This is a genomic window from Alteromonas sp. ALT199, from assembly GCF_018619335.1.
Lineage (GTDB): Bacteria > Pseudomonadota > Gammaproteobacteria > Enterobacterales > Alteromonadaceae > Alteromonas.
In genome coordinates, this window is the sequence record NZ_JAHHDX010000175.1 from 25,842 (window position 1) to 48,736 (window position 22,895).

Consider the following 22,895-nt stretch of genomic DNA (forward strand, 5'->3'; position numbering starts at 1 on the left):
TCCGTTATAGTACGTGAATAAGGTACGTGGATAAGGTACTTGAATGAAATACAAAACACTTTTTAGCGCCCTTCTTCTTATGGCTTGTTCAAGTACTGCCTTAGGACAAGATTATCAAACTGCAACGTTTTCTATAACGCTGAATGATAGCGATGGAGAGCCAGTCGACAACGGTGTACTTCTATTTGAGCCTCAGTTTGAGGTGGATGAGCATCAAATGCCCCACCAAGAACCTGCTATAATGAATCAAATAGATAAACAGTTCGAACCTCACGTGCTTGTGGTAAAAGCAGGTACTGAAGTGACCTTTCCCAATGCGGACAACTTGTTTCACCACGTCTATTCATTTTCACCTACGAAACAATTCGAACTAAAACTTTATAAAGAATTTACTGCAAAGCCTTTACGCTTCGAAAACGCAGGTATTGTTGATATTGGCTGTAATATTCACGATTGGATGCTGGGCTACATTGTTGTCTCGGACTCTCCTTATTTCGGAAAAACTGATAATGAGGGGCAGTCTTCAATTTCACTTCCTCATGGTGAATACACCGTTCGTTTTTGGCATCCGCAAGTGGAAGGTGAAAAAGCGCTTCCTTCACAGTCCATTTCTGTGGCAGCCGATACTGAAGTAACATGGACGCTCAACACAAACATAATCAGGGATGACGGGTTCGATTCTGGCTTCGGCGACTATTGATGCGGTTTGTCACTCAACTATTAGCGCTATTGTTGTTAGGTTTTTCCATACCCAGCTACGCAGAAACAGATTTTTTGCTACGTGGGACATGGGCTTTACAGGAAAATACGCAAAGCTTTCAGAACTTTGGTCAAAACCACCAGCGATTTGATGGTGATGGTTTACACCTCTCGCAAGCCATTATTTCAACGCAGCAGCGCTTGTCTAATAACTGGACTCTATCTAGTGTTTTAAACGGTTACAGCGATGGTGAAGAACGCCTCAACTTTTCTCAACTCTATATCAAATATCGGCCACTCAGTGCATCATCAATAAAACCTGAGGTAAAAATAGGTGCGTTCTACCCCGCCATTTCCGCTGAAAATACAGATTTCGGCTGGTTATCTCCTCACTTCCTGACCAACTCAGCCATAAACAGTTGGATAGGAGAAGAGCTCAGAACCGGTGGCATTGAATTTAGCCTTAGACAAAATGGCAGGCAAATCCGAAGCAACTGGTCATGGAAAGTATTAGGCAGTTTATTTAAAGGTAACGACACCACAGGTACGTTGCTTTCTTGGCGCGGCTTTGCACTTCACGACAGACAATCGCTTTACAATGATAGGGTGAATTTCCTTCCTATTCCGGGTGTAGTAGATGAAGACAGGCTAGATGCGCCCGCTTGGACCGAACCTTTTAGAGAAATCGACAATCGCTTCGGCTTTTATTTTGGGGCACATGCGGCCTACAAGCGTAGCGCTGAAATGCGCTATTACTATTACGATAACAACGCAGATGCCAATGTAGTCAACTCAGATCGACTTTATGCGTGGCATACACGCTTTCATTCGTTAACACTGCGCTATTTACCTCGCCCCGAAATAACACTGTTTTCTCAATTTTTGTATGGCGACACCCTAATGGGCGAAAATATTGTCGATAATGACTTTGCGAGTGCTTATGTTGCCGCTTCCTTAAATTTGACTGCTCTGGGGCTGGAGGACTTAACCGCGGCAGCACGCATAGACTGGTATCAAGTGAGTGATAATGACAACACTATGTACGACCCAAATGGCAGTAGAGGGTACGCCTATACTTTTAGCGTAAAGTACGACGTCACCTCTCATTTTTCTGTAACGACAGAATGGCAGCTAAATTCAGGTCATCAAGAAAATTTGCGCTTCTTTCAGCCTAGTGAAAAATACACTGAACACCTATTTCAAGTGGCGTTAACAGCAAAGCTCTAAGCTTAAGACTTTCAAGGCTTAGTTTGCCGAAGCTTAACCTTTGGCAACCTCGACTAAATCAAATTTTGTCTCACTGTCACCTTTAACCATAACCTGGCACTGCCCCCAACTTTGTGGAATATGCCAAACATGAGCTTCAGCAACGGTGAACTTTTCTCGATGAGAGTCGCAGCGTACTTCAACCGTATCAAGTTCGCCCTGTATATTATTAAAAGCAAACTTGTTCCTTACAAGCGTGTGGAACCAACGTCCATTGTCCCCTATGCTCACAGGTACCTTTAGATTATTTTCAGACGCGATTGATGTTTCGACCTTTTTTATAATTGCAGCGATTTCGTCAACACGCGCTTGTTGCTCTTCCATTTCTTGCAGTTTGCTGTACGACTTTAACGCCTCGGCATAGTACCCGCGCTGAGCATCTAGAAGGATTTTTCTTTGCAGCGCGTAAGCCACGTAATCGCCATCAAACACGGCGTTGTTAAAGCGCTTTTGTCCATTGCTGGCAAGTAGTCGAGTTAAACTTCGTGCTTCTCTATCGATATCATTTTGTGTACTTGCAATCTGTGATTCCAAGCTGAGCAACCACGCGTTTTCGTAGCGGTTTAACGAATCCCAACTCAACAACTCTTTAAGCGCTTCATCAGCAGCCTCAACATCTCCGGCTTTGAACATTTCATCTACGTTTTTATACGCTTTAATAAATTTCCGGGTTGCACCTGTTTTACCGCTTATGGAGAAGTCCATTTGAACAGCCTGATGGCACTGCTGGGTGGGTTCACCGTCTTTTATCGCTGGGTTATACTGCCATTTCTTAACAGCCGATAGTGCACTGCGCTTGAAAGAAGGACTTCCGAAAAAATCTTCTACCACAGGGTCTTTCACTCTGCCCTCTTCATCAATAACGTAGCTTAGTCTAACCCAACCTTCACGACCTTTCCTTACAGCTAGAGTAGGGTATCTAGGGTCAACGCGTTTTAACGGCGTCGCAGGAGTGAACGCGCTGATACGCTCTACTTCGTCGCCTTTCGCTTCAGCTAGCGCTTTCTCTTCAGCTTCATCGCAGGGGATACTCAGCTCCTGTGCCACTGCATCAATAGTAATAAATGAGGTAAGTAAACCGGCCAACACAAGTGCCAACGTTTTTTTCTTAGCAGTGTGTTCATTCAATTGTGAGTGAGCGTTGAGGGTGTTTTTACTAGTAGCCCTGTTCCGAGTAGCCTTGTTCATATCTATCATCCTTAATAATAACTTTTACCTATTATGTACTTTAGATTATTTTTTTCTCGGCGAATTCTCAAGTGATGCATCGGGCGCGTTTTTGATCATCATCTGCTCTTTGCGCTTTGTCATCATTTTCGCCAAACGGCGCATACTCACCGTTGTGTCTTTTTCATCAATGATATCCACACCAAGTAAACGCTCTAGCAAATCTTCTAAGGTAAGTACGCCTTCTAACCCACCGTACTCATCGACCACCAGCAGCATGTGCACATGCTTATTAATAAAGTGTTCAAAGGTTACTGAAAGCGGCATAGTGTTAAGCACGGTCACCATGTCTTTGGCATATTCAATTAACGGTTTATCCGTATTCCCGCGAGCCTGAGCCACTAGCAAATCAGAGCGCATAACAAAACCCGTGATATTTTCCGAATCTTTATCTTCAAACACCGGTATCCGAGAAAACTCTATGTTTGCATGCTTGTGAAAAAACTCTTCCACCGTCATCGTTTCACACACCTTGAACAGCGCAGTACGGTGAGTAATAGCATCTTTTACTTTAAGCTCGTGCAAACTCAATAAGCTTTGCAAAAATGCCGCTTCGTGATTGGCTAACTGCCCTTCTTGCCCCGACAATTCGGCCATAGCGTGCAATTCACTGCGGCTTAAACCACGAAGTGGGCTGTCTTCTTTAAAGCCTTTTGTCATAAGCTCTGACATCTTTACAAATGGTATAAGAATAAGTGAAAGATACTTTAGAAAATAAGCCGTAACCGGTGCCAGTGTGCGCCAGTAGGTTGCCCCTAACGTTTTAGGAATAATCTCCGAAAAAATAAGAATAAGTAGAGTGAGCACTGCCGATATAACGCCTAAATATGCATCGCCAAATACTGCTGCAGCCTGTGCTCCAGCGCCCGCAGCGCCCATGGTATGGGCAATAGTGTTAAGTGTTAAAATAGCCGATAGAGGGGTATTGATATTATCAGTTTGTTTACGCAGCAACATTCCACTGGCTTTGCCCTCTTTTTCTAATACCGAAATATAAGCAGATGAGACACTCAGAATTACAGCCTCTGCAATGGAGCACAAAAAAGAAAAGCCCAGTGCAATGAAGACGTACACAATAAGTAAAAACATGTAATTATTCCAAGCGCCCTTGTCGGTTTTAACGCGTTTTAATTTTAATAAGTTAAGCGACTATTATGGATAATAGAGCGGGATATACAAGCGCTCTATTTTTAACAACCGAGCGCCCGTTTAGAATTGAGAAAAATAAGGGATATATTAGCTACAGCATGCTGATTGCTGCGCTTGATTTTGCCTGTAACTTAACAGCTTTTTGACACCTAATCTCAGCATAAGTCCAGCTAACAAAGCCGCACATAGGCCATAGATAATCTGAATATGCGAACCATGCTCGTGAATATGGCTTTGCGTTGTTATCATTGACGACAAAGAAAATGTTGACACAATATAGTTGAGGGCATAGCCGAAACCTATACTTGCAGAGATAACGCTAAACAAATAAAGCATTAGCGTCTTAACGCCCATTTCCTGTTTAATCATTCCCATGGTAGATACGTTTGTGGCAGGCCCTGCCATTAGAAACACTAAAACAGCGCCAGGTGAAAGTCCCGCCGCAAGAAAGCCGACTGCTAGCGGTGTAGACGCCGTAGCACATATATACATTGGAATGCCGATAAGCGCCATAACGAGCATGGCAACTAGACCATCACCCCATTGCGTTAGGAAGTTGGTAGGCACCCAGGTTTTTATGGCAGCCGCAAGCACCAAGCCAATAAGTAACCACACCACAATATCTTCTAGCAGCTTTCCACTTGCGTAGGAAAGCACCTTGGCAACTTTAGATGGTTTGCGCTGTACTGGGTGGTTATGTTGATGAGGAATCTCATTCGCGGTGCATTGTGTATCAGTTTCTGATTTATTCACAATTTCAGGCTCTGGCTTCGAACCGCAACACGATGAAGTGGCTACTTTAGATTCAGACTGCATTTGTTCAACCTGCTCATGGTGCTCTGCAAAAAAGCGAACCATTAGGCCTGCGTAAATTGCACTTACAATAGCTGCGACTGGCCTAACGATGGCATACAAAGGCCCCAACAAAGCGTATGAAACTGACACACTATCTACACCCGTTTCCGGAGTGGACACTAAAAAAGATATCGTTGAAGACTTAGATGCACCGCTTCGACGTAAACCAAGCGCGGCAGGAATAACACCGCATGAACAAAGTGGCAAAGGCGCACCGATAATAGCGGCTTTGCTAATAGAGCCAAATGATGCGCTGCCCATATGCTTTTCAAGAAAAGAAACAGGCACTAGCTCATGCATCACTCCTGCAACCAGTAAACCCAATAGCAGCCATGGCGCTGATTCCATGAATAGCGCTAGAAAATTTTGCCCTAGTAAAATGATATCTGACACATAGCCTCTCTTGTAACCTTGCCTTAAGCTTCGATGCTCGTTGACATGCTCTGCTTGCAGACAAAGTCACGTTGTCTTAAACACTATAGATAGTAACAGATATAAAGTGTGACAGAAAATCAACAAAACTGATTGGGTCGATTGTGGAAGCATAAAAATGGCCAGTACAAATGTACTGGCCGAATGTTGACTATCTCGTGAGTGTGCTTTTTAAACTCAGAGGTCAACCATGAAAAACCGTATCGGTGCTCAATTAGCTATTCAGCTGCTTATCCTTGTGGGGCCTTGTGTTTCGACTCCTTTTTAAGCTTAGACACTACAGAGAAGGCTTCGAGCATTACGAGCACTGAAACCACCAGCACTACTGCGTCTAAGAACACTAACAAATAGTTTCCTTCTACGTAGTACTCTTTAAGCTTTATCAGCCCAGCGAAGAAAGCCATGATCAATACAAATACCATCGGAATGAGCGTGTATTTTGCAGGGCGACCCAATTTGATTAACATAACCGATATAACCAAAAGGGTTAGACTAGCAAGAATTTGGTTAGTAGAACCAAATAGCGGCCAGATGATCATGCCCCCACTACCCGAAGCACCGCCGGCGCCAAATGCCAACAATAAACAGCACCCGACCGCAACTAGCGTAGCGATTACGCCGTTTTTCAGTGCACCGATAGAGTAAATATCGCCCCATTCTTGTATGATGTAGCGCTGTAAGCGTACCCCTGAATCCATAGTAGTGCCTGCAAATAAGACAACCATTACAGCAAGAATCGTTGAAGAGAAATCTACTGGTAGCCCCCAGCCCTGCTGAATAAGGTTCGCACCACCTGTGATAAACGCGCCAACGCTGCCAGCGCCTAAGTGACTATAGACTTCGTGCCATTCTTCAGGTGATGCAGCAAACGCAACGCCGCTTACCGCGACAATAGTAATAAGCGCAAGTGAACCTTCACCCACTGCTCCAAGATAACCTACAAAACGAGCGTCGGTTTCTTTATCAAGCTGCTTAGAACTGGTACCAGATGACACGATACCGTGAAAACCAGAAACAGCGCCACATGCGATAGTCACGAATAACAAAGGTATTAAGCTAGGTGAATCGACCGCAGTTTGCGTGTTAAAAGCAGGCGCAGTGATATCCGGCATGGCAAAGAAAACCGCGCCGTAGAGTAGAAACAGTCCCACTAATAGCTGCATACCGTTAATGAAGTCACGAGGCTGTAATAACATCCAAACAGGAAGTAATGAGGCAATAGCAGCATAAACGAACAGAATGATAATCCAGTTAGCTTTATCAGCTAAACCAAACATGGTTTCAGGCAAGTAAGAGGGATATAACTGCCCGCGTATACCGAAGCGTAGAGCACGATAATGCCGACAAGACACAAGGGAATAAGGCTGAAGTTACGCTTTAATAGCTGACCAATAATTAGTGCAACGGCAATCGCCATCCATGCGGGAAAGACTGCCGTAGGCTGGGATACAAATGAGTTTGCTATAACCACACCGAAAACGGCATTAACCATCAAGAGTACAAGGAAGATTACAATCATGAAAAGAGAGCGGGATCTTTTACCAATAACGCTCTCGGAAAGCGCTCCCATGGATTTGCCTTTATGGCGTGCACTCGCCCAAAGCGCGCCCATATCGTGTACACCTGCAAACAAAATCGTGCCAAATACCACCCAAAGAACAGCGGGGACCCAGCCCCAATAAACGGCTATTGCAGGGCCTACGATAGGTGCAGCACCTGCAACCGAGGTAAAATGGTGGCCCCATAACACTACTTTATTGGTGGGAACAAAATCGACACCATCTTGCATGGTATGAGCTGGGGTTACAAAACTATCATCCAACTTGAATATGCGGTTCGCAATAAACTTCGAATATACGAACCAACCGAGCAACATTCCAATGATGCCCAGTATTACTATGGCAATAGACTGCATACTGTCGTCCTAATTTGTTGTATCAACAGGACCTAGGGCCCATTGATTTTCTTATTTTCAGTTTAAACATTACACCAATAATCGGTGTAAAAAGGTCATACCTGCGTAAAATATCCGATATAAAGGATGGCCAATGTACGATTGGATGTATTTAAACACGCGATAGGTAGCGACTCGACACATTAGACTAAAGTCTAACTCAAAGTTTGAGATGTAGCGGTAAGGTTTTGAAGGTTTATTAGCGATGATTCAACGCTGAAACAAAGAAGCCTAAAACAGGCATTAATAGCCTATTGCTAGCCAAATTAGTAAAGGTCGCGGTGATAACGTCCTTCGTCAGCTAGTGCGTTATATGCTTGCTCTTTAAGTATGGACTGTAAAGCTGTATCCACGCCTTGGCCCATTCCCTCAAATTGCCCACATACATACACTTGTCCGGTATCGCCTAAGAAAGATTTCACCTCATCTTGCTGCTCTATCAGACGCTGCTGAACATAGCCGCCGCCTTCTTGTCGTGAGAATATTACTGACTTTTGAAAAATACAGTCGCCGTGTTGGAAAGGCGATAGTGTTTTATCTAGTACATTATCATGCGAGGGATGACGCTCACCAAAGAATATCCAAACCGGCCCTGCATTTTCAAGCAAAGCGCGTTTTGCAAGTTGTGCTCGTACCCCAGCAATACCACTCCCCGCAGCAATTAGAAGTAATGGACACTGAGTATCAGTAATAATTGCGCTGCTATTTTTTCGAATGTAGCCCTGTAGTGATTGAGATAAAGGCAAGGTGTGGGTAAGCAAACCAGAGCCTATTCCGAATTGGCCGTTGTCTTTTACTAGCTGGCGAACAACAAGCTTTATGTCGTGCTCTTGTGGCACCGACGCAATGGTGTAGCTGCGGCTAATTATGGATGACTCCGCTTGCTGAGGGATAAGCACTTCCAACACGTCTCCCGCTTCCCATTGTTCATGTAATTCTTGTGTATGATTAGTATTATCAACGCTTAACGACAAACCGAACAGGCCTGGTGACGCTGAATTGAAAGATTGATTCTCAACTTGATTGTCGAATTCATCTAAAGGCTCGCCAGAAGCTAAAGTTACTTCATTTAGTTGAACTCGCGTTTTCAGCGTGAAAGCATGAGTGGGATGCTGTGCATCTTCTGGCAATGAGTCAAGTAAGGCCAAATGCTCACCTTTTCCCGCGTCTAACGTCATTAGCGGAGAAAGCGCGCGAGCACCCAAGGCGCTAATATTATCAAACAAAGTAACCGCAAATTGGCAGAACGCTGCGTATTGCTTATCACCCAAGCCCACCACTTCAAATGACAAATGGGAGAGGTAATCAGATTGATTCGACGACGCTTTTTTTAGCGCTTTACTAAAGGTTCTGCCCGCATCGGGGGGCTCGCCCTCGCCGTAGGTGCTTACAACAAAGATGACTTTCGACACGGCACTTAACGTGTTGAGTTTCAAAGACGCCATCGACACCACCAACGTTTGCTCTTGCTCTGAGAGCGCCGCGGCTTTAGCGCGTGCAACTTTTTCAGCTGTACCAGTTTGACTTGCGTATACAACAAGGGTTTCTTCGCCAGTTACCGCATTGCTGGGTTGCTTTTTATGTTTAAAAAATAACACCGCTACCCATAGCATATACAAACCAATACTTGCGATTGCTATAAGTAGGCGGTGTGTTTCTGTCATGGTGCTTATCTTTTATACTGTCGCATTTAAATAATTAGACACGTTAGAGGCTGTGGTTCCTTAATATTTAAAGAACCTTTACAGCCCCTGGCAAAGTAATAATTTATGTTATTACAGTGGAAGTACTTCAAACGTACCTGAGTAGCTTCCATTACGTGTTGTAGCAGGCTTTTCAGCCTTATCGTCTTCATAGCCAATTTCTACAAAGTACATCCCAGCTTGCGGCCAAGTGATTTCAACCTGACCATTTTTGTCTGAGGTTACTTTAATCGTTTCCTGATCGTTTCTGTAGCGCATACCACCACGAACAACTTCAACTTCGGCGCCAACCGCTGGCTCGCCGTCAATAAGTAGTTTGAACGTTGCAGTTTCGGTAGCGAATAGGTCATTAGGGTGAGTCACAGGTACTAACTCTAGACCCACGTTGTCAGGCGAGAATACTTTATTAGATGGCGCACCTAGAGTAACAAATGTCTCTACTCGGCGAGAACTCTGCATCACGCGAAGACCGTCAGCTTTCTTAGGCACAGCTGTTGCAAACTCTTCAGGCTTATATTCTTCACCACGGCCAGGCCACATCTTACGTTTACCTTCTTCGTCTCGCCAGAAAGCGCGAATGCCACTACTTGCAGACGTAAGTTTGTAAGTTCCTTCCTTATCTAGCTTTAAATCGAAGGTAGTTCTGTACTTGCCGCGCGCCATATTCTCTACGTCTACGGTTTCACCTTCTGGCGATTGAACCACTAAGTTATTAGCATTCATTGCGAAGTGGTCAGGGTGAAAAATAGTATTTGAAATAGCGGCATCAAACGTTACGTAAGCTTCTTCACCTGATAATACGGTAGAGCTTGGAAGTAACCACGCGCGATGCGCACTGGCTGAAAATGACACGGCAAGTGTTGCTGCTAGCGCAATTGCTGAAGCTTTTACTGATAATTTTTTCATAATGTCCTCTTATTGTTTCTCTGCTGAGCGAACGTTGAATTAGTGGCTTAGCAGATTAGTCTTCCAGACGCAGTACGACACGTCCAAGTTCTGAATTCCCTTTTACTTCTACCGGTAATGATGCGGCAGATAACGGCAACGTAAATGGCAGAGACAGTACTTCACGCCCACCTACTTCCCGTGATGCTTCTATGCGTAGCGTGTATTCGCCATCTGCCAGTTCCGCTAACGCTTTATTTAACTGCGAATCGATGCTGTAATCGCCAGGGCCTTTTGTTGCACTAGTAAGCCCGTCATAAGGCAAATCTAGGCTGCGTCCACCGCGACGCCACCATTGGCGCAAGTCCTTAAGCCACTCTTTACCTTTGTCTTCACGCATTTCGACGTCGTACCATACCGCTACCTGAGTAGCCTTTCGTTTACTGTCTTCAATCCACACCGCGAGATAGGGTTTGTGATATTCAGCCACATCAAGTTGAGGTACGGTAACGTCAAGTTTGGCTTGAGCTGCTGCGTATGTAGCACCCGAGGCAAACGTCATAGTTAATAATGTCGCTGCTATTAATGCGCCTTTCCTCGTTTTCATGTAAACACTCCTTAAAATTGTGTAGATAAGTGCCAGTAGCGTCGTGCTAGTGCACAAATAGTAAAATAATGACAAACGGGATGAGTACGCCAAGCATAGTAATGGGCCAGGTCGACGCGCGAGTTTTCGAGTGACGCATTAGCAGCTGCAGCCCAGTTACACTAAAAATAATGCAGGCAATAGCAAAAATATCGATAAACCAGCGCCAAGTATCTCCCGTGTTTCGCCCTTTATGCAGATCGTTGAAATAAGATATCAACCCTCTATCCACGTTTTCATAAGTCACAGTGCCAAGTTCAGCATCTACTGCAATCCAACTGTCGGCACCGGGACCAGGCCAAGCGGCATAAAACTCAATACCATCCCATTCACCTGTCACCGATGAAGGTAATGAAATGCCCTCTTGTGACTGCATGAACACGGCAAGCTCGCTTGGAATGTGAATGTCACCCGTATCCAGAGAAACCAACTGGTCGATGACCAACGGTGGTAAGCCTAATTCAGCTGACGTTACAGTTCTGTTAGCAGGAATATCTGCTGCGTGATTTAGCGTGATCCCCGTTACAGCAAACAACAGCATCCCGACCAGGCATACTGCGCCACTAATCCAATGCCATTGGCGGATGCCTCCTAAAGAAAAACTCATAATTTCGTTGCTAACTCTCTGTATTATCCAGCGATACTAATTATATTTGACGAGCTAGATAATACAGGTATTTTCACCCTTTTCAATGTAAATGAGATTTATTCTCATTGTTGAGTTTTTTTGCGCAATAACTTTTAAGTATTGCTTCATTTTTCACGTAAACGAGGTCTCAAGAAGCGACAAGAAAAAGGTAATTACACAGCGCTTCATATTGTGTTTTTCACTAAGTTTTCCAGCGATTGGATGTTGCCAAGTAAATCAGAACGAGATGGGTATGATTTATAGACTTGTCGTAAAAGTATCAGTGCATCTTGGTACTGACGCTGGTCAATGGCAATTTGCGCTCGTCCGAGCATGGCGCGCTGCTTAACGTCGGTGAGTGACTCAGCTCGTAGATAGGTCATTTTGGCACGCTCGACGTTTTTCTGTTGACGATAGAGTGAGGCGAGAGACAACAGCGCCTCACCATTATCAGGGGCGTCAGCAATGGCTTTGGTTAACAGAGAAATTGCTGTTTTTGTCTGCCCTTTCCCCATAGCCAGTTGGGCTTTAAGTACATTGAGCGTGGCTGCTTGAGAGGTCGTGAGCTTTTTCGCATTCTTGTCGGCTGCTTGAGTTAGTTTACCTAAATCAGACCATTGCTCATTGGCCGCTAAGTAAGCCGATATTTTGGAGTAAGCGTCAAAACCTTCCCCATCTTTGTCAGTAATAAAAGTCTTCGCATGGGTAGCCAGTATGTCTGCGGCGCGACGCGGACTTCCGTCAGATACGTGCAATTTAGCCACTGAAATCAAGTTCGACAGCGAGCGGTCGCCCAGAGAAAGCGCTGTCTCTAAGCTGCTCAGCGCCTTTACCATGTTTCCCTGCTTCAACGCTATCTGCCCCCGTTGAAGCCAAAGCTGCTGATTGCTTTCATCATCCACCAACATTTCGCTTAACAAGCTTTCAGCATGTGCAAGTGCATTACTTTCAATAAGCGCGAACAATAAACCTTGATACCATTGCTTGTTTTCAGGTTCGAGCATCAACGCATTTTGATAGGCACCAATGGCGGTGACAGGTTTGCCAAGCTGAACATTTACATAAGCTAGCTGGCCGAAAAGTTGGGCATCTTGAATACCTAGCTCTACGCTTTTAGTTAAGTGAGTACGTGCTTTGGCTAATTTATCTGTCATTAAATACGCCATACTCAAACTTCTGTGCGCCGATGGAAGGTTTGGCATAGCATCGATTACGTCTAACAGCACCTTTTCGGCAAGTGCGTAGTTTTTCTCATTCAATAGCACTTGTCCGTAAAGCTCACGTAAGCGTGGACTAAATTGAGAAATATCCTGCGTTGCAAATGCGCTGGAAACTTTTGAATAATTACCTGCTTGCAAGTCGGCCTGGATAAGCCCAATAAACTCACCTTCTTCACGGGATATACGTTCGCGGTGATCATCTCTTTGGTGCTGACGCAGAACAAACTGCCAATCGGGTTCTTCTAATTCCACCGTTATTTTTGCACTTACCGGCTTAACAAAAGCCAAAGTGCTCACTACACAGCTGAAGACAGTTACGGCTGTAATTTTCTTTAACATTGTCACAATCAACCTCTAAATTCTTTAGCTTTTATTTCGCTTTGTTGCGCCAGACTAGGCCTCAATAACTACGGGCCAAATAAAACGTGCCTTCACCGCTTCATCTTCTTTGTAGGGCGATGTAAATTTGCTGGCTTTAACAAAGCGCATTATTTCTTTATTAAGCTCGTGATGCGGGTTCTCGACAATATCCATCAGCTTTACGTTGCCGTTTTCATCAATAATGACGTCGAGCTTTACAATCACCTGCTTGATCCCTTGCTTTTTAAGTCGCTTGGGGAAACGTATTTTGACTGGTGTAAGCAAGGTGGGCTTTGAGTCCAGTTCGCTTAGCCCAAAGGCATCCAACTTAATGTCAGGCATATCCCATTGGGTTTGGGCCACTTTAACATTTGGCATGTCGGGTTTTGGCACTTGAATATCTGGCTCAACGCTTAAATCAACCATGGTAATGGCTGCGCCACTGCCCTCTACCTGCATAACAAGCTCAGTTTCTTCTACTACGTTTTGTGTCTTAGGAGGCGGTGGTGGTGGAGGCGTTACCGCAATGTCTAATTTGCGCACAACCATAGTGTCGGGATGCAGGTTAGACAAAAAGTGTCCTAGCCACATAACGCCGAGTGCACTAACGAGCACGGCACCGCTAAGTAGAGAAGGTTGCAGATTGTATTTCATTAAATTTTGCCTCGTTCGCTATGGCTTCAAAGTGGCGATATTTACCGTGTCGGCACCCGCCAGCTTGGCTTCATCTATAACTTCTACCAGTAATTCAGAGCGAACGGCTTTATCTACCTGAATGACCACTGGGCGTTGTTCTTTCATCAACAACTGTTCAACGGTAGAGCGCACACCGCTCACACCGATATTGGCACTGTCATACACCACTCCACCGGTTCGGGTAATTGCCACCATGATGGCCATTTGATCAAGCTTTTGTGCTGATATCGCCTGTGGTTTATCCACCTCTACCCCAGTTTCTTTTACAAACACTGTTGAAACGATAAAGAAAATTAACAGTATAAAAACCACGTCTAGTAGCGGAGACATATCAATGCCTTGCGCTTGCTGGTTTTCAAGGCGTCGCTGTAATCGACTTGCCATATTTACGCCTCCCTTGCGACGGCGCGCTTTACCGCACCATTAACAAACATCAACAAAAGCCAGCCAGGAATAGCTAAGGTTAAGCCAAGCTGAGTGGTAAAAAGTGCATCGGCAATTCCACCAGTGACGACTTGACTATCGACACCTAACGACATCATTCCAGTAAAACTCACTTGTAGGCCTGCAATTGTGCCTAATAGACCCATCAAGGGAAGGGCACTGACCAGTACGGCAGGTACCATTTCTTGCTTTTCTAGCTCTTTCTCACCGTCATGCAGCTTTTTATTGCCACCGCTTTTGGCAATCTTTTTACGCGACGAAAACAACGCAAAGATTTGCTGATAAGCAAACCATGCCACCAGCAGCATCAACCAACACAATGCATTCCCCGCTAGCTGTTCAATCATTAGCTTGCGCTCGCTTGCTGTTGACCATCACTCTTTTGGTCGGTTTTCTTAGCAACGTCTGGCTCATCATTGCTAAGCACAAGAGCAAAACTTTCGAGCTCTTCGTAATAATGCCGCGCTTTGCGAGAGAGTACGGCATTTAGAATTAATGCCGGTATGGCCACTACCAAGCCTAGTTCTGTCGTTACCAGAGCTTTAGCGATCCCGCCAGAAATAACTTCAGGGTCACTCGAACCAAATGCCGTCATCATTCTAAAGGTTTCAATCATGCCGCTTACCGTACCGAGAAGCCCTAGCAAGGGTGCTACGGCAGCAGTTACAGCAATGGTGCCATTGTATTTTTCTAGCTTAATTTTGTCTTGCTGGAGTGCAGAAAACAGTTCATCGTCGCGTTCAGTTGGCGTGCTTGCACGCTTAGTAATGTTATACAGTTCGCGCTGCATACCATCAAAGAAACCAACACCTGAACTTCCCACCATGTTCACCAAGGCTTTCCCTGACGCTACTTGCTTAACCTTAGGTAAGCGCCATAGCTGGATAACTTTAAATAGTGCAATAAGCGTAGCGATAAGGGCAAACAGCACAATAGGAATCACCCACACCCCACCTTTCACAACATGTTCGATGACACTTTCTGACGCTTGCTCTCGTGTAGCGGCGCGGCCAAGAGTAGGATCTATTTTGATACTGCCAGTGCCGCTGCTTGCCAAGTTTGTAAGGCTTTCGGTATCCTTGTCTGAAAAAGTGGACGTAGAGGTAAATAGGTCTTGCTTTCGCCCTCCCCTCTTTGTGCGCTCTGCAGTACCCGCAACATTTTGTGCTTGCGCCAGATACCACGTTACCGGACCAAGAGTAAGTACTTTTGCTTGGGTCACTTCGCCATTAGCCAGTACAACTTTTCCTGCACTGAAATTAGGGGTTTGTTGATTCGCAAACTCTTTCGCTTTTTCACCCACTTTTTGGACTTTATCAGACAAGCTCATTTCGCTTAATGACAGACTGTCTACACCGGTTTGAAGCAGGAAACGGCTCAACAAATTTTGTTGGAACTCTTGTTGCTCGCTCCAGCTCGATAGCCGATTTTCTAACTGGGAAAGACTAAGGGTTCGTTCGTCCATTTTACGGCGGGCGACCGTGGTTTCATTGCGCAGTTTCATTACCTGCTGTTCAAGCGCACGCAATTCGTTAGCCAGCGCTACCCGCTCTTTACTAATTTTGCTTTCTGTGCGATCCAGACGAGTTTTCGCCTCTTTAATATTGGCCAACATGCTATCTTCAGGCGCAGCCACTGCAGGTACACAAGCTACTGCGGCACACAAAGCAACGCATGCTGCGAAGAAAGAGGATTTCAACATTGAATTAGATGTTGTGATAATGTGAGATAAGCATTTCATTCGCCTTCTCCTTGAGCCAGCGTAAGTGGTAGAGAAACAAAATCAGGTTCATGCTTTTTCTCGAAAATAGCGACGGCAAGCGCTACCGCTTCGCTGTCTACGTTTTCACTAAATTGCCACTGCCACTCGCTGTTTTGAACGCGTCCCATACCTTGATATTGACCATCGGCGTTGGTAAACCACGCATAGCTGCTGCCGATAAAGAACTGTTTAACCAATACATCTTTATCATCGGGAGCGCGCATTACGGTCTCATTAACCAAAAGTTTGCTATTGAATTGTGCAAGGGATGAAAGTTTTGCCAAAGTGACCTGAAGTTCATTCGATGTGTCAGCGTCAGCCGCTAATTCGGCTTGCTCTTTATCCCACGTCTGGCGAATAATTTCAGGCAGCGACGAATAAAGGCTGTCTACTTGCCCTATTACTCCAGTTAAGGCACGCTCTACCCCGTGCTGTTGTGCTTCAAGCTCACTTTGCTCAGAAAGCAGTGCTTCTCGCTGGGCTTCTACGTCGGTGGTTGCAGCCTTACTTTCGTCAATCATACGCTGCAACTGAGTTCGTTCAGCTTTAAGCAATTGAATACGCTGACGCAATGCAGGTTCTGATTCACGCCACTTGTTTTCTAGCTTTTGCGTCTGGCGCTCAATGCTAATCCACTTTTCAGTGAGCCCATCAATTTCGCTGGCTTTTGTTGCTGCGATCACAATACCTGATGAGGACACAGCAAGTGATACTAGTAAAAAAGAAAGCGCTGCACTTCTCTTAACTTTCATTCAAATCCCTTACATCTCTTAGCTGAATTAATGCGATTGCCGGCACGTCGATATCGCTATCGAGGCCGGCATTTTTAATGTCTTGTTTCTGCTTGCTAAGTATTAGAACTGGTAAGTAGCAGACAACAAGAAGCTTCTTTCTGGTTCATTAAAAGTATTAGCCCCTGCGTTAGATGCTTGTGTACCTTCACGTTTAACACTTTCGTTAAACAAGTTCTTAACCGACACGTTGAAGCTTAAGCTTTCGTCGAGCGCGTAAATGGCGTTAATGTTGGTGATGGTATAGGCTTCGCGATCATCAGCTTCGATAACGGCCCCAGAGTTTACGCTGGCCGTAGGGCTTTCTGTCTCACCGTAGTGTTGAGCGCTAAGCACAAGCTCAAGTGCATCGGTGGCTTGCCAGCTTATTAGCGAGTTCACTGTGTAGTCAGGAACGATAGATAATGGCTGGCCAGTAGATTTATCTTCTGACTCAAGCATCACGGTAAAGTTTGTCGACCACTCAATAGTGTTGGTTACAGGGAACAACAAGTTACCTTCAAGGCCAGAAATAACCGCTTCAGGAACGTTAAACCACTGGAATACCTGAACGTTTGCCTCGCCACCTTCTTCGCCAGGTAACACATACTCTGGCGGTACATTACCGGTGCCAATTTTGTCTTTATAGTCGTTGTGGAAGTAAGTAATACCAGCGTTTAAGCCCTCTTCGTTGGTGTAGTTAATACCAATTTCTTTGTTTACTGAGGTTTCGTGCTCTAGGTCAGGGTTTCCTAGAATGTGACACCCGCCACCTAAGTTAGAGAAGTCAACTGGGCAACCATTACCTCGGGTGTAGTACACGTAGTTAGGATTTAGCTGATAAAGGTTTGGTGCTTTAAAAGCACGGCTTATACCACCTTGAACCATAATATTGGACGATGCCTGCCATGAGGCATTCAAGCTTGGCGATAGGTTTGTACCCGCTTTGCTGTGGTCATCGAAACGCAGTCCAGGCGTTAGTGTGATTGAATCCGTTAGCATGATGTTGTCTTCAACATACACACCTACAAGCGTGGCATCCGTCTCTGAAGGTCGACTCGCTGGATCAATCTCTGCGCCAGGAATAGTGCCATCATCAACTACGTTCAAAGAAAGCTGATTGCTAACTGAATCGTCTAGAGTCTCTTTGCGGTATTCCGCACCAAACGTTGCTGTTTGATTGAAGCCACCTAATGTTAACGGCACATTCCACTCGGTCTTTGCCGTAATGTTCTCTAGTTTAATGGTGGTCATTTCAAGGCTATTAATGCGACCTTCGCCGCCACCTGCAGAGCCTTCACCTAAACGGCTGTTAGACGTGCTTTCGTATTGGATGTAGCTAAACGAATCGCCGAAGTCATATTCACCATTGTGTGTTACGCCGAACGTACGGCGATGCATTACTAGTGTTTCTTCACCAATTAAGCTCTGAGGATCGGTTTCAGCCAAATCTTCAGCGTCTGGAATGATAACGTTGCCGTTTTCATCAACGGGGTAGCTTACGCCTTGAAATGCATTGTCACCGGCATAGCGGTTACCTTGGCGACTATAGGCCGCTTCAAAGTCCCAACGATTAATATCATCTTGGTCGAATCGAACCAAAGTACGCACATCAATGTTTTCAACACCTTCACGTCCTGCACCTACTGCTTTCGCTGAACCGCCTGTCGTTACATCTGTTGCGTCTAAATTTACGCGAGGATCGTCGGCGTCTTGCTCGTTATAGTTAACAATAGTGCGGTGAGAGAAGCGCTCAGATAAAGGCGCACTGGTAACAAGGTTAAAACGACGGTTATCGCCTTCGTATTTATTTGAAGAAAGTTCTGTTTGAGCAGTGATAGTGGTAGAGGCTTCATCAGGAGATTTAGTGATGATATTGATGACACCACCTGATGCACCAGAGCCATAGCGAGCCGCCGCTGGACCACGAATAACTTCAATGCTCTCAATCGCTTCAGCAGGGACCCAGTTGCTGTCGCCTTGTGTGTTTCGTTCGCCTGAACGCCCCATTTTTACAGAATTGCGCGACAACACCGGCTTACCGTCAATTAATATAAGCGTATTTTCTGGACCCATTCCACGAATGTCGATTTGACGTTTGTTGCCATACTGTCCTGAACTTGAATTGCCTGTAAGGTTGATACCCGGCATAGTTCTTACAATTTCAGCGATATCGTTAGTGACAGGACGACGTTTGAAATCTTCTTCAGTGATGATAGACACGCCTTGGGCTTGCTTCAGTTCTTCAGAAGCAGATTGCACTACGGTGGTGTCGAGCGTTTCTATCTCTTCACTTTGCGCCAGCACACCCGCTGACAACATGGGAAACAGGGTTCCTAACAAAATAATGCGCTTACCATTTACAGGCATTTGATAATCCTTAATAAGTTGAGTGTTGGCCAGCCAGTGGCTCACCATTTCAAAATGTTGTGTCTTGTTATGCGCGGCTCATCTTCATAAATGGCGATTACGCCAAATAAGAGCAAAGCACTAACTATTTGAGTTAGGGCAACTGGTGTAATTATTATTCCAAGAATGGATGCCAAAAAATGTGACTACCCGCAGCAACTCACATCCCCCGTCTGTCACAGGGAATTGTCACCGTTTAATTTCTCTTCTTATTTGCAAGAAGCGACTAATCATACTCAAATCGCGAAACATCTTAATGACAATGATTATCATTAGCAATTAAATTATTATTTAAAGGCTTTTTAATTTCTTTACATAAAAATGACGAATAAGCTTAAGCACCGCTAAATACACCTTCAGAAACCCTTACAGCACAGCCCGACTACGAAAATCCGGCTTGGGAAGCGACTAACTTCAGGGATCTGGGCGTGTCTGCCTTTAAGGCTTGTCGACAAGAATTGGATAGTTGGGTTTATTTAATTGTAAGAGCAAGCTTATATGGCACTCTTTGTCATTGAATATAGGTGTTAAGTAAAGTCGGCGTAGTAGCGGTTTTAGTGCGCATACTTAGTGGTATGCGCACTAAGCTGATTAAGTAGTAGAGAGAAAAAAGGATTTCATCGATTTGTAGGTGGTCTTTGATTCTGGCGTTTTATAGAAAATCAAATATTCGGCGTGAGATAGCCCTTCAAAAATTTCTATCTGCGCAACGCCTCCAGCGTCGCGTATTGCACGATTCACTCTTACCGTGTCGCTTAAAAACATGTCTCGCGTCCCTGTCACCAGTAAAGTTGGTGGGAATGCTTCAAATGAACCGTAAAGTGGCGATATTGCAGGTTCTGTTAGTGCTCTTTTACCTGCATATAATTTAGCGGCAGCTTCAAGTACCCCATCGTAGGTCACCAACACACCGTCTATACTCTCGTTTGTGTAAAGACTGTCGCTGGTTTTGGTAAGGTCGGCCCAAGGCGTGCCTGCATACACAGCTTTTGGTAGAGGACTCTTACTGCTGATAAGAGACTGGACTAGTGAAAGCACTAAACCGCCTCCTGCCGATGTCCCTCCCACAAATACATTTCCCTCACCAACTTGGTCGAGTAAAGCATTGTAAACGGCAACTACGTCATTCAGTGCTGCTGGAAAAGGAAACGTTGGTGGCATTCTATAGTCAACGCTATACACCACAATACCTAACCTTTCAGCGACGAGAAGCCCTTCTTCGATACTAGGCAGCCCCCCAAAAAGGACAAACGCCCCACCATGAAAATCGAGATAAACTTTATCCTTAAATTCCGGTGTAATCGCCTTAGGTGTCAACTTGCGCACTACTACACCATTTAATTTCATAAGCTCAACATCTACATTAAGCTCTTTCTTCATCTTTTTAATCTTTTTCTTTTGCTCGCTATTTCTAGCGTGAGCATAGTTTCTCCACGCTTCATTAGTACCAGGCGTACTTGCTTTTACTTCTTCTTTGGTGAAGTGAGGAAAGGCTGATATGTTTTCTACCAGTGCTTCACTGGCTGCTTGTGGTAATGGGGGCTTATTATTGTTCATAGGGCTTGTGGTAGCTAATGTAGTAGGAGTAAACAAGAATGTAGGTACATACATCAGTAGGTATATAAATTTCATAATGAATAAACGCCTGACGTCGATGAGTATCTTTCTATAAAAGTTAAGGTACGTGAACACTAAATGTAAAGCTTAGTATAATTAGCGGCTTCAATTGTTAGCTTTCACTTCGCTCTAGATGCGTTTTTCCGGTTGGTTTGAAAACACTGCACTAAGTACAGGTTATATCTAGATTGCAATTTGCTATGCTAGCTTATAATTTACTCACTACCGCTCAAATTATTACGATTTTTTAAAAAGCGAAGGGATACCAGATCGCACGCTTTAACTAATAATAAGTACATAACCTTAGGGATGAAGATGAAAAGCTTTTCTATACACAAACTACTGTTCTCATTAGGACTCGCTGTATCTACAGTAACAACTGCCATAGCCGACACTGATAGCCAAACGTCCGTTTGGAAAGTGTCTAATGGGGAAGACACCGTATATGTAGGTGGCACTATCCATATTTTACCCATTTCTGAATTCCCCCTGCCGAGTGAATTTACTGACGTTTATGAGCAAGCAGACACATTGGTTTTCGAAGTAAAAATGCCAGACCCTACAGATATTGAAGGTCAGCAGAAAATGATGGCAGGGCTTGCTTATGCAGAAGGCAAAACGCTTAAAGATGACGTTTCAGAAGAAACCTATCAGGCCCTTAATGCTTATTTAACTAATTTCGGAGCTACTGCAGATCAGTTAGCTCGATTTAAGCCAGGTATGGTTGCATCAATGCTAGTTGCTATGGAAGCACAACGCTCTCAAATGGCCGGGCAAGGTGTAGATGCTTATTTCATGCAGTTAGCGGAACGTGATGGTAAAACAAGTGAATACTTAGAATCACTAGATTTCCAAATTAACATGCTTGCGAACATGGGCGCAGGTGAAGAAGATCGCCTTATTTCTGAAACGCTGGAGACCTTACCAGAGCTAAAAGACATGCTACGAAGCACTATAAAAGCATGGAGAAACGGTGACACTGAACAGATTGATGAGCTAGTAGTAGATACGTTCAAACGTGAATCACCAGCTTCTTATGATGATGTGTTTACCAAACGCAACCAACACTGGCTACCTCAAATTGAAGCTATGTTCGGCGATGAAGACCAAGAGTTTGTTTTGGTGGGCGCGGGGCACCTAGTTGGTGATGACAGTGTAATTGCCCTACTACAAGCTAAAGGTTACAAAATAGAACAAATGTAATTCGCTTTTGGCACAGGAATATCAAGACTAAAGCTAGGCAGATGCCTAGCTTTTTTATATCAGTTTTCTATAAAATTACGCTTAGGCTTATGTCTAAATTGAAACGTTTGCTTGATGGTATACACTAGGTGATCAGCGGTTTAAAATTTATAAGAGCGGTAGGGTATGCAAAACAAAAATAATGGCTTCACACTGATAGAGCTAATTATAGTGATTGTTTTGCTTGGCATACTTGCTGTTACTGCAGCTCCAAAGCTTCTAAACATTCAAAAAGACGCGCAAGCTGGCGCGCTGCAGGGTTTAAAATCAGCCTTAGTCGCTTCTTCAGATATTGTCTATGCTAAATCACTCCTTGAGGGTGTTGATGGTAGCGCTGATAGCACCCTAACCTCAGGAATTCGTGTACGTTATGGCTACCCTTACGCAACACAAACGAATTTAAAGCTTGTAGCAGACTTCACCGAAGACGATTGGAAACTTACAGGCTCGGCCCCTGAAGTGATATTTACCCTAGAAAGACAAACTAGCGGCCTTAGCAATGAAGAGATTGAAGAAGACGAAGTATGTAAGCTTACCTATCGTCATCCCAATCAAGGTGAAAAGCCCACTATAACCGTGAATAACTGTAACGCATAACGCAACCTTCGCGCAGTAATAACAGAAACTCCTCACGCATTTCTACAGTCCTCACAAGCTTAATAGTTGCCAAACTGGAGTACTTGTTCAACCTAGAACTTTCAGCTGCATGGCAGCAGCTGCGAAGCCGCTAATACAAAAGCACGGATGGGTTCACGACGTGTTATTGCCTTCCTCTTCAAGCTTTTTGCTATGCCAATTAAAGAGGGAGTGAAGCCCCATCAAAAACTCTCAGCTGCAGGGACGCTGATTGAGGCCGCCAAGGATGTCTTTACGGCGCGTTTCAGAGGGCACAACAATCACGAACTAAATCGCAGGCATAAAAAAAGCGCAC

Annotated in this window: 20 protein-coding genes and 1 pseudogene; 5 read left to right on the top strand and 16 right to left on the bottom strand. The window is 44.7% G+C overall.

Annotated features, from left to right (window positions below; translation table 11 throughout):
* Positions 1 to 43 precede the first annotated feature (43 nt).
* Both KL866_RS19605 and KL866_RS19610 read left to right on the top strand, forming a co-directional pair.
* Positions 44 to 700 (top strand): methylamine utilization protein, encoded by a 657-nt coding sequence (locus KL866_RS19605; RefSeq protein WP_214996625.1) that lies wholly within the window; start codon positions 44 to 46, stop codon positions 698 to 700.
* A complete protein-coding gene (locus KL866_RS19610) occupies positions 700 to 1,926 on the top strand; it encodes an outer membrane beta-barrel protein (protein ID WP_214996627.1) in 1,227 nt (408 codons plus the stop codon). Before KL866_RS19605 ends, KL866_RS19610 begins: the two co-directional genes overlap by 1 nt.
* A gap of 33 nt (positions 1,927 to 1,959) precedes the next feature.
* Here the strand turns inward: KL866_RS19610 and KL866_RS19615 are convergent, their stop codons facing one another.
* From KL866_RS19615 to KL866_RS19690, 16 genes and pseudogenes are all read right to left on the bottom strand, one after another.
* Positions 1,960 to 3,153 carry an energy transducer TonB gene (locus KL866_RS19615; RefSeq protein WP_214996629.1) on the bottom strand — a complete coding sequence of 398 codons (1,194 nt, stop codon included), beginning with the start codon at positions 3,151 to 3,153 and terminating at the stop codon, positions 1,960 to 1,962.
* Between the two features lie 45 nt (positions 3,154 to 3,198).
* Positions 3,199 to 4,281, bottom strand: coding sequence for a CNNM domain-containing protein (locus KL866_RS19620; RefSeq protein WP_025257536.1), 1,083 nt, complete (start codon positions 4,279 to 4,281; stop codon positions 3,199 to 3,201).
* 147 nt (positions 4,282 to 4,428) lie between these two features.
* Entirely contained in the window at positions 4,429 to 5,589 is a 1,161-nt protein-coding gene (locus KL866_RS19625; RefSeq protein ID WP_214996631.1) for an SO_0444 family Cu/Zn efflux transporter, read from the bottom strand.
* A 269-nt stretch (positions 5,590 to 5,858) separates the two neighbouring features.
* Positions 5,859 to 7,543 (bottom strand): annotated as a pseudogene (locus KL866_RS19630) (carbon starvation protein A).
* 305 nt (positions 7,544 to 7,848) lie between these two features.
* Positions 7,849 to 9,246 (bottom strand): flavodoxin domain-containing protein, encoded by a 1,398-nt coding sequence (locus tag KL866_RS19635; RefSeq protein ID WP_214996633.1) that lies wholly within the window; start codon positions 9,244 to 9,246, stop codon positions 7,849 to 7,851.
* Positions 9,247 to 9,357: 111 nt separating this feature from the next.
* Positions 9,358 to 10,191: a DUF4198 domain-containing protein gene (locus KL866_RS19640; RefSeq protein WP_025257532.1), complete on the bottom strand. Its 834-nt coding sequence runs from the start codon at positions 10,189 to 10,191 to the stop codon at positions 9,358 to 9,360.
* 55 nt (positions 10,192 to 10,246) lie between these two features.
* Positions 10,247 to 10,777: a DUF2271 domain-containing protein gene (locus KL866_RS19645; RefSeq protein ID WP_025257531.1), complete on the bottom strand. Its 531-nt coding sequence runs from the start codon at positions 10,775 to 10,777 to the stop codon at positions 10,247 to 10,249.
* Between the two features lie 46 nt (positions 10,778 to 10,823).
* A complete protein-coding gene (locus tag KL866_RS19650) occupies positions 10,824 to 11,423 on the bottom strand; it encodes a PepSY-associated TM helix domain-containing protein (RefSeq protein WP_025257530.1) in 600 nt (199 codons plus the stop codon).
* Positions 11,424 to 11,629: 206 nt separating this feature from the next.
* A complete protein-coding gene (locus KL866_RS19655) occupies positions 11,630 to 13,003 on the bottom strand; it encodes a tetratricopeptide repeat protein (protein ID WP_214996635.1) in 1,374 nt (457 codons plus the stop codon).
* A 54-nt stretch (positions 13,004 to 13,057) separates the two neighbouring features.
* Entirely contained in the window at positions 13,058 to 13,678 is a 621-nt protein-coding gene (locus KL866_RS19660; protein WP_214996637.1) for an energy transducer TonB, read from the bottom strand.
* Between the two features lie 18 nt (positions 13,679 to 13,696).
* On the bottom strand, positions 13,697 to 14,104 hold the full coding sequence (locus KL866_RS19665; protein ID WP_214996639.1) for a biopolymer transporter ExbD: 408 nt from the start codon (positions 14,102 to 14,104) through the stop codon (positions 13,697 to 13,699).
* 2 nt (positions 14,105 to 14,106) lie between these two features.
* A complete protein-coding gene (locus KL866_RS19670; RefSeq protein ID WP_214996641.1) occupies positions 14,107 to 14,511 on the bottom strand; it encodes a MotA/TolQ/ExbB proton channel family protein in 405 nt (134 codons plus the stop codon).
* Positions 14,511 to 15,905: a MotA/TolQ/ExbB proton channel family protein gene (locus KL866_RS19675; protein ID WP_214996643.1), complete on the bottom strand. Its 1,395-nt coding sequence runs from the start codon at positions 15,903 to 15,905 to the stop codon at positions 14,511 to 14,513. Before KL866_RS19675 ends, KL866_RS19670 begins: the two co-directional genes overlap by 1 nt.
* Positions 15,902 to 16,678: a DUF3450 family protein gene (locus KL866_RS19680; protein ID WP_214996644.1), complete on the bottom strand. Its 777-nt coding sequence runs from the start codon at positions 16,676 to 16,678 to the stop codon at positions 15,902 to 15,904. Before KL866_RS19680 ends, KL866_RS19675 begins: the two co-directional genes overlap by 4 nt.
* Positions 16,679 to 16,780: 102 nt before the next feature.
* Positions 16,781 to 19,066 carry a FepA family TonB-dependent siderophore receptor gene (locus tag KL866_RS19685; protein ID WP_214996646.1) on the bottom strand — a complete coding sequence of 762 codons (2,286 nt, stop codon included), beginning with the start codon at positions 19,064 to 19,066 and terminating at the stop codon, positions 16,781 to 16,783.
* 630 nt (positions 19,067 to 19,696) lie between these two features.
* Positions 19,697 to 20,737 (bottom strand): alpha/beta hydrolase, encoded by a 1,041-nt coding sequence (locus KL866_RS19690; RefSeq protein ID WP_214996648.1) that lies wholly within the window; start codon positions 20,735 to 20,737, stop codon positions 19,697 to 19,699.
* Positions 20,738 to 21,037: 300 nt separating this feature from the next.
* On the opposite strand from KL866_RS19690, the gene KL866_RS19695 reads away from it, so the two are divergent.
* From KL866_RS19695 to KL866_RS19705, 3 genes are all read left to right on the top strand, one after another.
* Positions 21,038 to 21,925, top strand: coding sequence for a TraB/GumN family protein (locus tag KL866_RS19695; RefSeq protein ID WP_214996650.1), 888 nt, complete (start codon positions 21,038 to 21,040; stop codon positions 21,923 to 21,925).
* 165 nt (positions 21,926 to 22,090) lie between these two features.
* Entirely contained in the window at positions 22,091 to 22,561 is a 471-nt protein-coding gene (locus KL866_RS20515; protein WP_025257521.1) for a type II secretion system protein, read from the top strand.
* Between the two features lie 147 nt (positions 22,562 to 22,708).
* On the top strand, positions 22,709 to 22,895 hold a 187-nt coding region (locus tag KL866_RS19705), incomplete at its 3' end, for a hypothetical protein (RefSeq protein WP_214996652.1).

Excerpts from the sequence above, each read along its gene's own strand:
- KL866_RS19605 (WP_214996625.1), top strand. The coding sequence starts at position 44 with ATGAAATACAAAACACTTTTTAGCGCCCTTCTTCTTATGGCTTGTTCA.
- KL866_RS19610 (WP_214996627.1), top strand. The coding sequence starts at position 700 with ATGCGGTTTGTCACTCAACTATTAGCGCTATTGTTGTTAGGTTTTTCC.
- KL866_RS19615 (WP_214996629.1), bottom strand. The coding sequence starts at position 3,153 with ATGAACAAGGCTACTCGGAACAGGGCTACTAGTAAAAACACCCTCAAC.
- KL866_RS19620 (WP_025257536.1), bottom strand. The coding sequence starts at position 4,281 with ATGTTTTTACTTATTGTGTACGTCTTCATTGCACTGGGCTTTTCTTTT.
- KL866_RS19635 (WP_214996633.1), bottom strand. The coding sequence starts at position 9,246 with ATGACAGAAACACACCGCCTACTTATAGCAATCGCAAGTATTGGTTTG.
- KL866_RS19640 (WP_025257532.1), bottom strand. The coding sequence starts at position 10,191 with ATGAAAAAATTATCAGTAAAAGCTTCAGCAATTGCGCTAGCAGCAACA.
- KL866_RS19645 (WP_025257531.1), bottom strand. The coding sequence starts at position 10,777 with ATGAAAACGAGGAAAGGCGCATTAATAGCAGCGACATTATTAACTATG.
- KL866_RS19650 (WP_025257530.1), bottom strand. The coding sequence starts at position 11,423 with ATGAGTTTTTCTTTAGGAGGCATCCGCCAATGGCATTGGATTAGTGGC.
- KL866_RS19655 (WP_214996635.1), bottom strand. The coding sequence starts at position 13,003 with ATGTTAAAGAAAATTACAGCCGTAACTGTCTTCAGCTGTGTAGTGAGC.
- KL866_RS19660 (WP_214996637.1), bottom strand. The coding sequence starts at position 13,678 with ATGAAATACAATCTGCAACCTTCTCTACTTAGCGGTGCCGTGCTCGTT.
- KL866_RS19665 (WP_214996639.1), bottom strand. The coding sequence starts at position 14,104 with ATGGCAAGTCGATTACAGCGACGCCTTGAAAACCAGCAAGCGCAAGGC.
- KL866_RS19670 (WP_214996641.1), bottom strand. The coding sequence starts at position 14,511 with ATGATTGAACAGCTAGCGGGGAATGCATTGTGTTGGTTGATGCTGCTG.
- KL866_RS19675 (WP_214996643.1), bottom strand. The coding sequence starts at position 15,905 with ATGAAATGCTTATCTCACATTATCACAACATCTAATTCAATGTTGAAA.
- KL866_RS19680 (WP_214996644.1), bottom strand. The coding sequence starts at position 16,678 with ATGAAAGTTAAGAGAAGTGCAGCGCTTTCTTTTTTACTAGTATCACTT.
- KL866_RS19685 (WP_214996646.1), bottom strand. The coding sequence starts at position 19,066 with ATGCCTGTAAATGGTAAGCGCATTATTTTGTTAGGAACCCTGTTTCCC.
- KL866_RS19690 (WP_214996648.1), bottom strand. The coding sequence starts at position 20,737 with ATGAAATTTATATACCTACTGATGTATGTACCTACATTCTTGTTTACT.
- KL866_RS19695 (WP_214996650.1), top strand. The coding sequence starts at position 21,038 with ATGAAAAGCTTTTCTATACACAAACTACTGTTCTCATTAGGACTCGCT.
- KL866_RS20515 (WP_025257521.1), top strand. The coding sequence starts at position 22,091 with ATGCAAAACAAAAATAATGGCTTCACACTGATAGAGCTAATTATAGTG.